Below are 15426 nucleotides of genomic sequence, written 5' to 3' on the forward strand. Positions count from 1 at the left end.
CGCGTGCTATCATCCTTAGGTAGGAGATACCATGGCGGACCCAAGCAATTCAACAACGATGCCCGGAAACCGCGGGTGCGTCGCGTGCGGAGCGAGTAACCTGCCCACGGCGCAGTTTTGCGCACAGTGCGGCGCGTCACTGCCGCCGATCGGCGGCCAGCCGGCGGGCAACACCAAGTCGGCGCGCCTGGTCATAGAAGCGCGCGAGCACCTCACCCTTCGCCGGTACGAGGAGGCCGCGCTCACCGCGGAGGCCGCGCTCGTCCTAGACGCAAACTCGGCCGAGGCGCACCACATCGCCGCGCAGGCCAGGCTGAAGCAGGGCATGAATGCCTCCGCATTGCGCCATGCGGAACGCGCCGTGGCGCTGGACCCGGGAAACCCGGAGTATCACGCCACCTTGCTCGCAGTGCAGGGGCACGCGGGCTCCGGTTCCTTCGACTGGAATCGTCCGGGTGTGATTGCCGCCGGAGTGGCGCTGCTGGTCTTGCTGATCATCACCGTCGTGGGGCTCAATATGATGTCCTTGAGGGCTGGCCGCGACACGCAGGCTGATGTCCGACCAACGTCCCCCACGGGCCAGTTGTCCCCTTATTCCGCCACCGCCGTCCCGGGGCAGGCAACGCCGCAGCCTGTTCGCCCGACCGGTGTCCTCGCGGGCAGGCCTCGTGTTCCATCTCGTGCCGCGACGCCGCGTGCCTCGGATTTGACGGCGGACTCCGGGACGCCGTCGGGCCAATTCAATCCGACGACCGCGGTCCTGCCGCCGGTGAGCAGCTCGGCGGTCGGCCTAGCCCCCGCGCCGGTGGACGCTTCTCCTCTGAATCGTTTCTCCACTCCGCAGCCGGCGGCGCCTTCGGCCCGCGCTTCCGCTGCGCCCGCTCCGGCGCCGCGCGCCGTTGTCGAACCCCCGGCGGCCCACCCGGGTGGGGGAACGCTGTTCGGCGGCAATTCCTTCCCGACACAGCCTGCCGTCACGACCCCTGCGCCGGACACTACGGAAACCCCTTCCATAACCGCGAATACAGCCGCGACGGTGACGCCGAGGCCGTCGTCACCGCAGCAGGCGTATATGTTGCGGGACTATGGCGCCGCGATCCGGGGCTTCCAGCAGCGGATTGACAACGGTGAAGCAACCGGCGCCAATTATCAGCAGCTTGGCCTGGCGTATGAGCGCGTCTCGGACAAGCGAAACGCCGCGGCCGCCTACCGCGCGGCGATTCTCGCCTACCAGGCGCAGTTGCAATCCGGCGCCGACGCGGACGTTGCCCAGCGTGGCCTTCGCTCCACGCAACGCGCTTTGATGATGCTGGAGACCCGATGAAACGCAGCCTGATCTTTCTGCTCGCGGGCAGCCTGCTCCTGGCGCCCTCCGTATTGGCGTCGGAATTCGACGCGGCCCAGACCGCTTCGAGGGAAGGCCGCTGGAAGGACGCGCTCGTGCTCTGGCAGGCCGCTTCGGATAAGTATCCCGCGGATGCGGAGGTCGCGGCCCAGGTGGGCTTCGCGGAACTGAACACGGGCCGGCTTCCGGATGCCAAACGCACACTGACCCGCGCGGCGCGGCTTTCGCCCTCCAACCTTCTCGCTCAATCGGGACTGGTTCAGGTGGCGATCCGGGAGCATCGCTTTGATGATGCGGTCAATATCGCATCCCGTGCGGCGAGGGCGCACCCGGACAGCGCGGACGCCTACCGCTCACTGGGAGATGCCCAGAAAGCAGCGTCCCGCCGATCGGATGCGGAGGATTCCTATCGACGGGCGACCGTGCTGGGCCCCGACGATTGGCAGAACCATGCCAGCCTTGCCGACGCAGTGCTGATGCGGAATAAGGCGGATGAGGCGGTGAAGGAGTATCGTCAGGCGGTGCGCCTGAACCCGAACGATGGCGCATTGCGAGAGGCGCTGGGTCGGGCCGCCATGCAGGGCGACCTGTACGGCGAGGCGGCGAAGTGCTATGTGGACGCGATCGATTTCGCGCGAAAGCCGGCTCCGGATTGGGAACGCATTGACAGACTGACCCTTCTGGCCATCGATGCCCTGGGTCGCGCGGCCGTCGCGTTGCGCGATGGCGACCAGGCCCGCCAGGACGTTTTCGATGCAAACACCAGAGCCCTGACAGTCGCGGACGCGCTGCTCGAACTGCCGATCGTGGCGGATTCCGATCCCCGCGCCAATCCCGCGATGGCCCAGCGCGCCACGGCATACGCTCTGTTGAGCCAGGCCGCCGCCGCTGACCTTGCGGCTCTTAGAAAGTCAACCGGTTCCGATGCCGCGGACGCGGCGGTGTATCGCGAACAAGCCAGGCGAGCGGTTGTGGCCGCCCGCGCGGCGGGATTGAAACCCGTCGCTCTCTAACCCTTCGCATCGGCCGCGTGTGCGGCCGCAGTATCCATGACAATGACAGAACCTCAACCCTCCGCCGCGTCCTACTGGGCCATGGCGGAACAGCAATCCGCGTTCGTCCAATCGCACTACTACGATCCGTCCGCGGGCCTGTACCGGCCGTGGAGCCCCATGAAATCGGACGCCAACCCGTATGATTTCATGTGGGGAAACGGTGTGCAGTTCTCCTCGCTGGTTGGCGCCATCCGGTACGATCCGGATACGTATCTCCCGATCCTCACGGCTTTCTCCGGCGGCCTTCGCAAATACTGGGATGAGTCCGCCGCCATACCGGGGTTCGACGCGTACTGGGCCTCACCGGGCCATAGCGACAAGTACTACGACGATAACGCATGGCTCGTCATCGGCTTCGCCGAGGCGTACGGCGTGACGCGGGACGAGACGTACCTGGACTGGTCGAAGCGGACGCAAGCGCAGGTGCTGAGCGGCTGGGACGCGGTGCTGGGCGGCGGAATCTACTGGCACGAATCGCACAAGAGCAAAAATACCTGCTCCAATGCGCCGGCCGCGACCGGGGCGTTGTGCCTGTACCGGTGGACGAAGGACGAGTCCTATCTCGACTGGGCCGTCAAGATACGGAATTGGGTTCGGGCGCATCTGCAGGATACGGACGGGCTGTACTGGGACAACGTGGATCTCGACGGGGCGATCAACCGCACCAAGTGGACGTACAACACCGCTCTGATGATCCGCACGGAAGTCCTCCTTTACGAATTCACCGGCGACAAGCAGTATCTCGCGGAAGCCCGGAAGTCCGCGGACGCGGGGATCAAACTCTGGGTTGACCCTGCGACCGGCGCCATCGCGAACACGGCCAGATTCAACCACCTCTTCGCGGAATCGCTTCTCCGTCTTGACGATGTGACGGGAGACAGCCGTTATCTGAACGTGGTCCGCGCGCACGCGGCGTTCGGCGCTCGTTACGTTCGCGATCCGAAGGGCGGCTACGGAAACTCGTGGGAACGCGGTGTGAACGGTCCCGAAGCGCCCAGGGAATTGATCGAGAACGCCGCCGCCGCGCGCCTGTTGTGGCTCCTGGCCCCGTATCCCGATTCCGATGAACTGATGGCTGCCGCGTTGCTCGCCACACGGCAAGGCGACGAAGCCGCGGCGGAGTCGCTGCTTCGGGATGCGGTTGCCGGCGACGCGGAAGCCGTTGAAGCGCGCTATCGCCTGTGGGAGGTCCTCGTACGCCGCGGAAAGGCGCTGGAGGCCGATGGTCTTGCTGCACGGTTGGGCGCTGCGGCGGACGGATCTCCCGCCGTTCGCGACAGGTTGCTCGCCTTGGGCTGGAAAGGCGCCGGGTAGCCGGTATGTCGAGGGTTCTGTTCAGCGTCGGTCTGGTCTGCCTCAGCCTGGGCGCCATCGCATGGGCCATGGAGCGGGCGGGCCTGAAACCGGGTCGGCTGCCCGGCGATATTGTCGCCGGTTCGGGCGGCGCGCGCCTCTACATCCCGATCACAACCTGCATACTGCTCAGCGTGGTCCTGAGCGCCATCATGGCTGTCGCGAGGGCCCTCCGCAAGTGAGTGACCACCTCTCGGATTACGATTACCTCCTGCCGCAGGACCGTATTGCCCAAACTCCCGTGGAACCTCGCGATGCTTCGCGTCTCCTTGTTGTGGACCGCAAGACAGGCGCACTCACCCACCGGATCTTCCGCGACATCGTCGAGTACCTTTCCCCGGGCGATGTTCTGGTCGTGAATTCCTCACGCGTCCGATCGGCGCGGCTATGGGGGCGAAAGCCCACCGGCGGCCGGGTCGAGGTTTTCCTGTTGAAACCGCACGGAAATGACGTTTGGGAGACCCTCGTTTCACCGGGGAAACGGGTCCCCCCGGGGACGCATTTGGAGTTCGACGCCGGGTTCACGGCGCGCGTGCTGGAGCGCACCGACGCCGGTGGGCGCATCGTGCGGTTTGAAGGCGCGGATTCATTGGATGAGGCTCTCGAGGCGGCGGGCGAGGTGCCCCTGCCGCCGTACATCACGGAGCGACTGGAAGACCCGGAACGATATCAGACCGTTTACGCGCGCACCCTGGGTTCCGCGGCCGCGCCGACCGCCGGCCTTCACTTCACGCCGGAGTTGCTGAAAACCGTGCGCGACAAGGGCGTTCAGGTTGCGGAAGTTGTGTTGCACATCGGGCTCGACACGTTCCGCCCGGTGAAGGTGGAAGATCTCGATAAGCACGTGATGCATTCGGAGTGGTACGAGATCAGCGAGGCTGACGCCCGTATCATCAACGAGGCAGTCGGGAGGGTGTTCGCCGTCGGAACGACAACCGTCAGGGCTCTGGAAAGCTCGGCCCGGGCCGACGGCTTGGTCCACCCGGGGGTGGCGGAGACCCGGCTTTTCCTCCGCCCGGGGTCGGAATTCCGGGTAGTGGATGCTATGGTCACGAATTTCCACCTTCCAAAGTCAACCTTGGTCATGTTGGTTTCCGCTTTTTCTCGTTTGGAATTGATAATGAAAGCGTACCGTGAGGCCGTTGAGTGCGATTACCGCTTTTTCAGTTTCGGCGATGCCATGCTGATCCTGTGAGAGGGGTGGCTTCGGCACTCGCGTCGGATCTTTCCATCATTCATTCATAATTGGGGGGGCAAGGGATGGCCAGGTTCCAGGGCAGTCTGAGGGATTGGCGGCGCTATATTGACGAGAAGACCCAGGCGGTCAAAGATCGGCAGGAATCGACCACTGCCGTCGCCGAGGCGGAGAGGCCCGCGGCGCCGGTAGTATCACCCCCTGAGCCGCCGGTGCAGACAGCGTCGCAGGACGTAGAGACGGCTTTGGCGAAGCATCGCGCGATCGCCGAAGAGATCGACCGGACGCCGGACGCGCCGGCCCCGGTTTCGCCTCCTGTATCGGCATCCGATGCAGAAGCCGCGGGGATGTTCGCCCGCCTCCCGCGCCACGTTCAACTGCTGATGCGCCCCGCCAAGGGCGAAGTGGCGCAGAACTCCTACAAAGGCAAATTCAGCGAGACCCGCGAGGAACTCATCTACCGCCTGCTGGACCCGCAGTTGACCCTGGAGGAAACGGCGCGGATACTGAATGTTTGCCCGACGACCGTAAGGCGGTATACCAACCGTGGTCTCCTGCCGCAGGAGCGCACACAGGGGAACCATCGACGTTTCCGCATGTCGAAAGTGCTGGAGTTCCTCGAGGCGCACGTTCCCACCGACGACTGATCCGGGGTTGGGTTTGCATTGAACATCGCTATTTTCTCGGAAAGCTACAAGCCCTACGTCAACGGCGTATCGGTGTCCGTAACCACGTTCACCGAGCAACTGAGGAACCACGGCGATACCGTTCACATCTTCGCTCCCTATATGCCGGACTACGAGGATGAAGACCCGCTTGTGACGCGGTACCCCTCGGTCCGCTTCAAGTCGCGGTGGCTGCAATACGAGCCCGAATACACGATGGCGCTGGGCCGCTTTCCGGGGCTGCAGTGGATATTGCGCATCGGGTTTGGCGCAACTGTGTATCGCCTGAACACCCGGCGCGCCCTCGACGATATGCTGGGCCGCCTGGACATAGACCTCATTCACACGCAATCCCCGTTCGCGATGGGCGCCGAGGGGCGGCGCTGGGCGAAGCGGAGGGGCGTTCCGCTGGTGACGACCTTCCACACCCTCTACACGGAGTACACGCACTACACGCCGTTCATCCCGCGGTGGATTTCGCTGCCCAGCATCCTCCGCTGGACCAGGATGAACTGCAACGCGGCGGACAGGATCATCGCGCCCACCGAAGCGGCCCGCGACGTGCTGGCCTCGTGGGGGGTGACGCAGCCTGTATCCATCTTGGCGACCGGTATCCGCACCGCCATGTTCCGCGGCGGCGACCGGGCCGGCATTAGAGAGCGATGGGGCATCCCGGACGGCTCGCTGGTGCTGTTGTACGCGGGGCGCGTGGCGCCGGAGAAGAACATCCCGCTGTTGCTGGATGTGCTGGAGAATGTGGCCGCCTCGTATCCCGACATCGTCCTCTTGTTTGCCGGGGGCGGCCCCGACCTCGCGCCAACCGAGGCCGCGGCCAATCAGCGCGGGCTGGGGGACCGGGTGCGCTTTGCCGGTTACGCGAAGCGCGAAGAGATGCGAGACTACTACGCCGCCGCCGACATCCTGGCGTTTCCATCGTTCACGGAGACGCAGGGCCTGGTGCTGTGCGAGGCGATGGCCGCCGGCCTGCCGTTCGTGGCGGTGGAGTCCCCGGGCGCCCGGTCGGTGCTTCCGGAGGGCTATGAGCGCTATCTGATCCCGAACGACGCTTCGCTGATGACGCAGCGGGTGCTGGAGTTGGCCGGCGATGCGGACAAGCGGCGGCGCCTGGCGGATCTGGGCCGGGATTCCGCGGAGCGGTTCAGCGAGGAAGGGGCGGGGGAGCGGCTTCGTGAGATCTACGCGGATGTGATCGCGGAGAAGCGGGGTAGGTGACGGCCGCCAGATGAACCACGGAGGGCACGGAGGGCACGGAGGTTCACGGAGGAAGCGATGAATTCGGAATGCCGACCGGCGTAGCGCGGGCGCCCTCGCCCGTCTCACGGTAGGGACGCCGACGACGGTTGCCGATGTTTGTCGGCGAGGACGCCGACGACGATTGCCGATGTATGTCGGCGGGGACGCCGACACTACCTGGCGGTTGTCGGCGGGGACGCCGACGACGATTGCCGCTTTATGTCGGCGGGGACGCCGACACTACCGTGACGGTTGTCGGCGGGGACGCCGACGACGATTGCTGGTGTTTGTCGGCGGGGACGCCGACACTACCTTGCGGTTGTCGGCGGGGACGCCGACACTACCTGGCGGTTGTCGGCGGGGACGCCGACGACGATTGCCGGTGTTTGTCGGCGGGGACGCCGACACTACCGTGGCGGTTGTCGGCGGGGACGCCGACACTACTGTGGGTAGGGTCAGTTGTACGATGCGGCGAACTCGGCACGCCAGGCGGTGTCGAACGCGTCGAAGGTCGCCTCGTCGATCACCACGAACCGCACATCGCGGATGCTTGAAGACGGGGCGTCGTCCAGCCAGGAGACGGCGGCGCGGAGCATGATTTCGGCGCACCGGTCCTTGGGGAAGCCGTAGATGCCGCTGGATATGGCCGGAAAGGCGATGCTGACCAACGATTTGGCGTCCGCCAGGTCCAGTGAACACTCAACCGCACTGGCGAGGAGGCTGTCCGCCTCGAACTCGTCGTGCTGGCTCCAGATCGGGCCCACCGCGTGGATGACGAAGCGGCTCGGGAGGTCGCCGGCGCCGGTCATCGCCGCGGTGCCGGTCTCCACGATTCCCACCTGGTTGCTTTCGCGCTGGATCGACGGGCCACCCTTTCGCGATATCGCTCCCGCCACGCCGCCGCCGTGCTGCAGGTGCTCATTGGCCGCGTTGACGATGGCATCCACCGCCTCCTCGGTCAAATCGCCTTTCCGAAGGCTCACACGGGCCCCGGACGCCAGCATCGTGTCGTAGATTACCTCGCTCATTGCCCTCCCTCACTTCCCTTGAATTCCCCGAGAGGCTGTAAACGCATCCCCCGCCCGGCTGCCGGCGGCGGGAGCCAACTTGTCGTGCTGCCCGACGGAGCCGGCGCGACCGCCGGACGCCCCTCCGTGGGAATGTAGTAAAACGCCAGCGCGATGACGATATACGCCGCCAGAAGCAGAACGCCCTCCATCCAGTGGGTCTGGCCGTCCAGGCTGATCACGGTCACGATCGTGACCGCGAACGCGATGCTCACCAGCTCGAACGTGTTGAATATGAACGTCATGGGGTGGCCCATCGCCAGGCTGGCGAACACGAGGAGCGGGGCCACGAAAAGGGCGATCTGCGTGCTGGAGCCGATCGCGATCTTCAGCGCCAGGTCCATCTGGTTTCGCCGGGCGAACACGACGGCCGTCACATGCTCGGCCGCATTGCCGATGATCGCGACCACCACCACGCCGACGAAAACCTGGCTCAGGTGCAGCGCCTTCGTGACGCCGTCGATGCTACCCACGAGGAACTCACTCTCGAGGGCGACGAACAGCGTGCTCCCCAACAGCAGGCCAACCGCCGCCGGCAGCCCCCGCGGCGCCCGATCCTCACCGGCCTCGGGTTCGATGCCGGTGAGCAGGCTCTCGTGCGTCTTGAGCGAAAAGAACAGCGAGAGGCCATAGACAACGATGAGCACACCGGCCACCGCAAGGCTGAGGCTTTCGACTCGCGGGTCCCGGTTCCCGCCGATGAGACCCGGCGCCGACCGCACAAATACCGCCGGCACCATCAGCGCCAGCACGCTCATCACCAGCAGCGACGAGTGCAGCCCGGCCGAATGCTGGTTGAACGACTGCGTCTTGTGCCGGATACCGCCCAGCAGAACGGCCAGGCCGACAACCAGCAGCAGGTTGCCGATGATGCTCCCGGTGATGCTGGCCTTCACGACCCCCGGAAGCCCGGCCCGAAGAGCCAGCATCGCGATGATGAGCTCCGGCGCATTGCCGAACGTCGCGTTGAGCAGGCCGCCCCACGTCGATCCGATGCGGCCGGCGACGTCCTCCGTGGCGCCGCCCATCAGCCCGGCCAACGGGACGATGGCCAGACACGATGACACGAAGACGAGAGTCGGCGACAAGTGCAGCCACTCGAGGACGATGCTCACCGGCACGAAGGCGAGCAGAACGTTGAGCCGATTTGCGCGCCGGTATGGCGCGCGCTTCCTGATGTTGGCGGGCTTGGCAGTACGCATAATGCTCCGGTAAGCACGGGTCGGGACGGAATGCGGCACGACCCGGTAGACCCCTTAAGCATAGCAGACAGGGGCGGCGCCCGCCCTTCGGGAACCATTTCTCGGGCTCCGAAGTCAGTATTGTAAGAACGCCCGGTTACATGGAATGAACCTCACAATCAGGAACAGAAGAACTGAAACCTGGAATCGCATAGCGTCGATCAGCGCCCGCCTCCTCCGAAATGAGGGGGCGGGCGCCGTCGATTTGGGTGGGTGGACGTGTCCAGACAGTGATGTGCGTTGGGTCGCGTTACACCCCATCGGCTGAAGCCGACGGCTGGTTGCACAAAGTCGGCTAAAGCCGACTGATACGCGCATACTGGGTCGGAAACCAACCGGCTTGAGCCGGTTTCGTCTGGCGGCCGTCGGCTTCAGCCGATGGGACGCAGCCCGATTGAAGAGGCTGTCCCGAGCTCTCGGGACAGCCTCTTCAATCGCCGGTGGCAAGAGCGTCCTTTCCCCTGAACGATCCTACGGGTTCGGGTCCAGCCCGGCGGCCCGGCGGGCGAGGAGGATGGCGTCGCCCACGTCGATCCCGCCAGGTCCCTCGGGGCGCAGGCGCAGCGCATCCAGCAGGCTCGCTGCCTGCAGCCCGCCTGCGAACGCCAGCGCCGAGGCCGCGTCCGTCAGGGTGTACGGCACAGCCACCTCGTCCGCGCCGATGTCCACACCTGGCCCCATCACGCGCGGCTGTCCGTCTATATCGGTCTCGCCGGGCCGTATCGCCGTAACGTCGCCCCTGTCCATGAGTTGCGACCCGGGGGGAAGGTGGAAGTTCCCGGCGGCCGCGTTGACGAACGTGACGGCAGCATTGAAGTTGCCGTTGGAGCCGTCGGGATTCGGCAGCTCGTTGGCCACCGCCGCGCCGGGTACGTAGTCGTTGTGGCTGAAGGTGGGTGTGCCGGCGATGCGCTCGATGGCGGCATGGTTCTCGATGATGTTGTTGATGAATGCCGTGGAGCCGTTCACGATGTAGATGTCGCCCTGGCCGACCGGACACTGATTGACCGAAAACGTGTTGTTGTGCACGTTCTGCGTGCCGCCGAGGACCATCGCGCCGCCGACGCTGGGTACATGCGCGGTCGTTTCACCCGTGGCGGTGTTGCCGACGATGAAGTTGTCGGCAATCACGGTACCGTTGCCTGCTCCGATATAGACGCCTCCGCCCCCTCCGATCAGGTTGGTCATCGCGGCAACGTTGTTGATCTCGATGACGTTGCCCAGGACTTCGGGCCTGCCGCCGTCGATGGCGATGCCGCCGCCCAACGTGGCGCTGTTCCCCGTGATGAGGTTGTTGGCGATGGTCGGGCTGGCGCTGCGCACGTAGACGCCGCCGCCTTCGCGATGCGTGGACAGCAGCGAAGTCGCCACGGGCGCGCCGATGCCGTTGGTGATCTTGCAGCCGTTGATGCCGTTTCCGGTTCCGGAAAGGAAGCGGACGGCGGCGTTTACGTGTCCGCCATCGATCACGGTGCGCCTGCTCTGGGCGTTCCGCTGGTCCAGGCTCGTTTCGGTCCCGCTGAATCCGCCGTACAGCGTGACGCCGTCCGGGATGTCCACCGGGCCGGCGTACGTACCGATGGCGGCCCAGACCTCCCCGTTCGGCCCGCCGGTGATGTCGAAGGCGGCTTTCGGCGTCTGCCGGGCCGTGGCCCAGGTGATGCCGTCCTGGGTGTCGCTGCCGGTCGGCGTCACGTAGGAGCGTGCGTATAGGACGTCGAACGGTATGCTGTCACCGCTTTCAAACGGAATGCCCAGCGCGCGCATCACGTACCCGCGATACGGTTTGTCAATGGAAAGATCCGTGAACGTTGCCACGCCGTTGACCGTGTTCACCTGCGTCGTCCCGTGGATGATCGCGCTGCCCGCGAAGGGCGTACTGATGATCATCGTTACCGGCGCATTGTAGCCGGACACGGGGTTGCCGGCCCTGTCCATCACCGTCACCACGGGCTGAGAGGGTAGAAGCTGCCCCGGTCGGGCGTTCCCCGGCTGTTGCGTGAATACAAGCGTGGGCATGAACTCATCCGCGCCGATGTCCACACTCGGTCCCTGGATGCGCGGCTCACCGTCGTAGTCGTATGGCCCCGCGTAGGCCGATGCGTCCGACGTATTGCCGGCATCAATACACGGCGACGACCCCTGGAGGTGGAAGTCGGCTCCGGCGTGGTTGACGAAGACCGGATCCTTGCGAATGTTGCCGCTGGTGCCTGTTGGGTCGGCGATGCCTCCGTAATCGCCGCCGGTGTTCCCGAAGACGTCGTTGTTGTGGATCGGCCCGGGTACGATGCTGGAATCCACGGTGACTGCCACGCCGTTGAAGGCGAATATATTGTTCGCCGTAAAGGAGGGCGAGGATATCGACAGCGCGCTGCCGGGACTGTCCGCGAAGGTGTTGTTGACCACGTAGGCGCCGCCGGAGACAATGCCGCCGCCGTTGATGCCGGTGAAGGAGAAGGCGTTCGCCACGTTGCCGGCCAGGACGTTGTTGTTGATCGCCACGGAGGTGGCGCCGGGGGTGTCGGCGTAGATTCCGCCCCCGTATGACTCGGCGGTGTTCGCGCTGAACAGGTTCAGCTCCACCAGCACGGGATCGCTCTTCTCGATCATCAGCGCCCCGCCATTGCCGTATGGGTGGGCCTTGTTGGAAGTGAACACATTGCCGGCGATGGTCTGGTTGGTGGCGTTGTCCAGTTCGATCGCGCCGCCGAACAACGCGGTGTTGGTGGTGAATGTGCTGTTGGTGACGGCGCCCTTGTAGAATGGTCCTTTCACATAGATTGCGCCGCCCGCGGTTCCCTGGCCGTTGTTGTTGAAGTTGCAGTGGTCGACGGTGAAGGTGCTGAAGCTTCCAGCCGTCGCCAGGGCGCCGATGGCGCCGCCATACACCGCCGAGTTGCCGGAGAACGCGCAGTTCTGGACGAGCAGGCCGTCGTTTCCGGGACATGCGATGGCGCCCCCGTAGGAGGGGCTGCTGGGTGCGCTGTTGTTGACGAAATAGCAGTTCGAGATCGTACCGTACGTGTCCCAGATGACGCCACCCCCCAGGGCCTGTCCGAGGTAGACCTTCCCGGCGCCGTTCTGGATGGTGAATCCATCGAGAAAGTTACCATACTGCGACGCGGGAAATAGCGTGAAGACGGCCGCGGGTCCCTTGCCGCCGCCGTCAATCGTCGTTGGGTACGACGCCGCATCACGGGTGGTCGCGTCGGTCCCGGCGTAACCGCCGCGCAGTGAGACCGCCTTACCGACGGTGAGGTTCTCCGCATATATGCCGGTCGCCACGTACACATCGTCGCTGTCCGCGGAAGCGTCGATTCCCGCCTGGATGGTGTGGAATCCTTGCGCGAAAGAGGACCCGTCCTGTGGGGACTGGGTGGAGCCCGCGTTGACGTACCAGACGCGAGCGAGGGTCGGGGCGGGCAATATGGCGGCGCACAAGAAGAAAACCGCCCGCCACGATATGATTAATCGTGACATCGTGTTAATCTCCTTCAGCGTGCCTGATCAGCGGCACGCTCTGTTTTGCGGCCACTGAACACGAGGCAATCCATGGATGAGCCGGATAGCGCGTATGATAGCCGGCCAGTGCGGGTCGAGTCTATCAGGCAGGCAGGGGCGCAGGTGCGGTACCGTGTTGCACGCTCGTTCCGGCGTGCGGGCCTGGACGATGAGGCGCCGTTTCAGGGTACCATATAGGCGTCCCTAGGGAGGATTCCGGAATGGGTCGCAGCAGTGCCTTTGTGCTCGTGAATCCCAGCGCGGCGGGCGGGCGCGGCGCCCGCGAATGGGAGCAGTTCGCCGGCCACCAGGCCGTGCCCGACCACGGCTTCACCACTCCCACGGAAGGCGCCGAGATCCTCGTGCGCCGGGCGTGCGATGACGGATACCGCACCATCCTCGTCTGCGGCGGCGACGGCACGGTGAGCGAAGCGGCGAACGCGCTGATGGAGATTCATCGAACGGAACGCCCGACGCTGGGAATTCTGCCCGCCGGCACCGCTAATGATTTCGCCCGCGCGATCGGACACACAAGTTGGTCCCGGGTCCTGGCCGCCGTGGAGCGGCCGGCCCGGATGGTGGACGTGGGCCTCGCCGAGGGCGCGTTCGGCCGCCGCCATTTCCTGGTCGCGGCATTCATCGGGACACCGGCCGAGATCGCCGGAAGGGCGAACGAGGGCGGGAAGCCTGTGCGCGGCCTGGCGGGCTACCTTCCTTATCTGCGGAAAGCCGCGCTGATGACCGTGCCCGTCATCGTTGAATTCGACTCAGATACGTGGGCCGGCAGCGCCACTACGGCCGTCGTCTCGAACACGCGGAACGGAGCGGGAGGGATCCGTATCTGCCCCGATGCGCGCGTGGACGACGGACGGCTGGACCTTCTCTTCATCGAACACCGCCGGCGGCGCGGGCTCACCGTGACGCTCGCCTTGGATGCGCTGCTCGTGCTGACGTGTTTCGTTTCGCCCGGCCTCTCGAGCCTCGTTCCGGGGGTGGATGTTCGCCGCGCCACGGCGACGCGGGTCGAGTTGAAAGCCGATGGCGCACAGTTGGCGCTGGATGGGGAAATCGTGGGCCAACTGCCGGCGACCATCGAGGTGCTGCCGTCGGCGCTGGATGTGGTGGGGGTGTAAGGGGGCGCGAGGCGCCCGGTATATCGGACGGTTTGTCGGCGGGGACGCCGACACTACCGTGTTCGGCATTCATCGTTCATCATATCGGACGGTTTGTCGGCGGGGACGCCGACACTACCGTGTTCGGCATTCATCGTCCGTTATATCGGACGGTTTGTCGGCGGGGACGCCGACACTGCCTGTGACGATCATCGCAGCGTGTAGGCCGTCACGGTGGCGTGGCGTCCGGTGGCGGCGTTCAGAGCCATGGCCAGCGCCCAGAACTTGTCCGCGTGGCTGCCGTCGACAACGGGCGCATCGTAACGGACGCGTCCCGAGGCCAGCCACGTTCGGCGGACCGTATGAATTTGCTCCAACAGGGACCGCTGGCGCGGCAGCGCCAGGATGCCCGCCTGCAGATCGCGCTTCACCTGGCGCGCCATCGTTTCCTTCATCCCGCAGTCGAAGTGCAGTGCCACAACCCGGCCCGGGTACGCGCGCGAAAGGTCCTCGCTGAGGTTCATGCCCAACCCGGTCGAGTCCACGCAAAGACGCTCCACACCCGCGATGCGCAGGCAGTCCAGCACGGCGGTTTCCTGGGTCCTGAAATCCTCGTTCACCATGCTCTTGATGCAGACAACCGAGCGCCTGCCGCCGTCATCCCGGATCACGATGATCTCCGTGGCGTTCGTCACCCGGCCGATGTCCACACCGGCGTACAGCCGTCCGCCGAGGGCGGCCAGGGCTTCCCAGGTCGCCGCCAGCGGGATATCGTGCACGTTGGCCTCGATTTCCGGCCAGGAGATGAAGGCCGCGTTCACGTCCACGAACTTGAGCTCATACTCCTGCTGGAACGTCTCCAGGTCCATCGCGCCCCGCAGGCGTTTCAGGACCTCCGTCCCGTAGCGCCGAACGCGGGCGTCCGTGAGCGGTTCCGCCTCGGCGGCGTCCGCGTCGAGGCAAAGCCACGGCGCGCGCCACCACGGGACCGTGTGCTGAGAGAAACTCGACGCCAGTTCCGGCTCCGAAACGAGGCGCCAGAACATCCCGGTATCGCCGTTCGGTGTCGAGGCCACGGTGACGCGCCCGCCGTGGGTGATCACCGGCAGGGCGCCGCCATACACGCGGCCGGAATGCGGGTAAAACGCCATCTCGTCCAGGTAGAGGCTGGCGCCGGCCTTCCCGCGCGGCGCGAGGCACGGGAACGAGAGCAGGCGACCGCCACCCTGGAAGATCATCTCAAACCTCCCCGCGTGGCGCAGCGGCGGGCGGTACCTCGCGGGCAGGCTTTCGTAGAGATCGCGGGCGTACATGATCTTCTCCGACGCCTCATCGCGATTGAGGCTCATGAAGATGCTGAAATGGCGGTTGACGATGGCCTGGCTGAGCGCCTCCAAGGCGAACAGCCATGAAAAACCCGTCTGACGCGCCTTCAGAACGGACCGGAACGGCCCCTCATCGGCCAGGAAATCCCGCTGGTAGTCGGTGAGGGTGTGCCCCGACCGGGACACCGCAGCCTCGATAACCGCGTTCACTGAGCTTGCGCGCCTCTTCAACATTTCGTTGCCTCCTACTTACTAGCCCGCGAGAAGGCGGTTTTGTCTGAAGTTTTTTTTCGGAGGGCAAAATTGAACCACA

Annotated in this window: 12 protein-coding genes; 8 read left to right on the forward strand and 4 right to left on the reverse strand. The window is 65.3% G+C overall.

Features of this window, described 5'->3' with window-relative positions:
• Window positions 1-31 precede the first annotated feature (31 nt).
• The 7 genes from VGM51_07735 to VGM51_07765 all read left to right on the forward strand — a co-directional run bounded on the left by VGM51_07735 (window position 32) and on the right by VGM51_07765 (window position 6846).
• Window positions 32-1324 (forward strand): zinc-ribbon domain-containing protein, encoded by a 1293-nt coding sequence (locus VGM51_07735; protein HEY3412932.1) that lies wholly within the window; start codon window positions 32-34, stop codon window positions 1322-1324.
• Complete coding sequence (locus VGM51_07740; GenBank protein HEY3412933.1) at window positions 1321-2358, forward strand: tetratricopeptide repeat protein; 1038 nt, start codon at window positions 1321-1323, stop codon at window positions 2356-2358. Before VGM51_07735 ends, VGM51_07740 begins: the two co-directional genes overlap by 4 nt.
• Window positions 2359-2400: 42 nt before the next feature.
• A complete protein-coding gene (locus VGM51_07745; GenBank protein HEY3412934.1) occupies window positions 2401-3714 on the forward strand; it encodes a glycoside hydrolase family 76 protein in 1314 nt (437 codons plus the stop codon).
• Window positions 3715-3719: 5 nt separating this feature from the next.
• Window positions 3720-3935: a DUF2905 domain-containing protein gene (locus tag VGM51_07750; protein ID HEY3412935.1), complete on the forward strand. Its 216-nt coding sequence runs from the start codon at window positions 3720-3722 to the stop codon at window positions 3933-3935.
• Window positions 3932-4948 carry a tRNA preQ1(34) S-adenosylmethionine ribosyltransferase-isomerase QueA gene (gene queA / locus VGM51_07755; protein HEY3412936.1) on the forward strand — a complete coding sequence of 339 codons (1017 nt, stop codon included), beginning with the start codon at window positions 3932-3934 and terminating at the stop codon, window positions 4946-4948. Before VGM51_07750 ends, queA begins: the two co-directional genes overlap by 4 nt.
• A gap of 65 nt (window positions 4949-5013) precedes the next feature.
• Window positions 5014-5595: a helix-turn-helix domain-containing protein gene (locus tag VGM51_07760; GenBank protein HEY3412937.1), complete on the forward strand. Its 582-nt coding sequence runs from the start codon at window positions 5014-5016 to the stop codon at window positions 5593-5595.
• Between the two features lie 18 nt (window positions 5596-5613).
• On the forward strand, window positions 5614-6846 hold the full coding sequence (locus VGM51_07765; protein ID HEY3412938.1) for a glycosyltransferase: 1233 nt from the start codon (window positions 5614-5616) through the stop codon (window positions 6844-6846).
• Between the two features lie 476 nt (window positions 6847-7322).
• Here the strand turns inward: VGM51_07765 and VGM51_07770 are convergent, their stop codons facing one another.
• The 3 genes from VGM51_07770 to VGM51_07780 form a co-directional block, all read right to left on the reverse strand.
• Window positions 7323-7895 (reverse strand): macro domain-containing protein, encoded by a 573-nt coding sequence (locus tag VGM51_07770; GenBank protein ID HEY3412939.1) that lies wholly within the window; start codon window positions 7893-7895, stop codon window positions 7323-7325.
• Window positions 7892-9136, reverse strand: coding sequence for a calcium/proton exchanger (cax, locus tag VGM51_07775; protein ID HEY3412940.1), 1245 nt, complete (start codon window positions 9134-9136; stop codon window positions 7892-7894). Before cax ends, VGM51_07770 begins: the two co-directional genes overlap by 4 nt.
• 510 nt (window positions 9137-9646) lie before the next feature.
• Entirely contained in the window at window positions 9647-12655 is a 3009-nt protein-coding gene (locus tag VGM51_07780; GenBank protein ID HEY3412941.1) for a choice-of-anchor Q domain-containing protein, read from the reverse strand.
• Window positions 12656-12897: 242 nt separating this feature from the next.
• Here VGM51_07780 and VGM51_07785 point away from each other — a divergent pair, with 242 nt between their 5' ends.
• Window positions 12898-13809: a diacylglycerol kinase family protein gene (locus tag VGM51_07785; protein HEY3412942.1), complete on the forward strand. Its 912-nt coding sequence runs from the start codon at window positions 12898-12900 to the stop codon at window positions 13807-13809.
• Window positions 13810-13997: 188 nt separating this feature from the next.
• Here VGM51_07785 and VGM51_07790 read toward each other — a convergent pair whose 3' ends face one another.
• Window positions 13998-15347: a terminase family protein gene (locus VGM51_07790; GenBank protein HEY3412943.1), complete on the reverse strand. Its 1350-nt coding sequence runs from the start codon at window positions 15345-15347 to the stop codon at window positions 13998-14000.
• Between the last annotated feature and the right edge of the window lie 79 nt (window positions 15348-15426).

The sequence above is a fragment of the Armatimonadota bacterium genome (genome assembly GCA_036504095.1).
Taxonomy (GTDB): domain Bacteria; phylum Armatimonadota; class DTGP01; order JAKQQT01; family JAKQQT01; genus DASXUL01.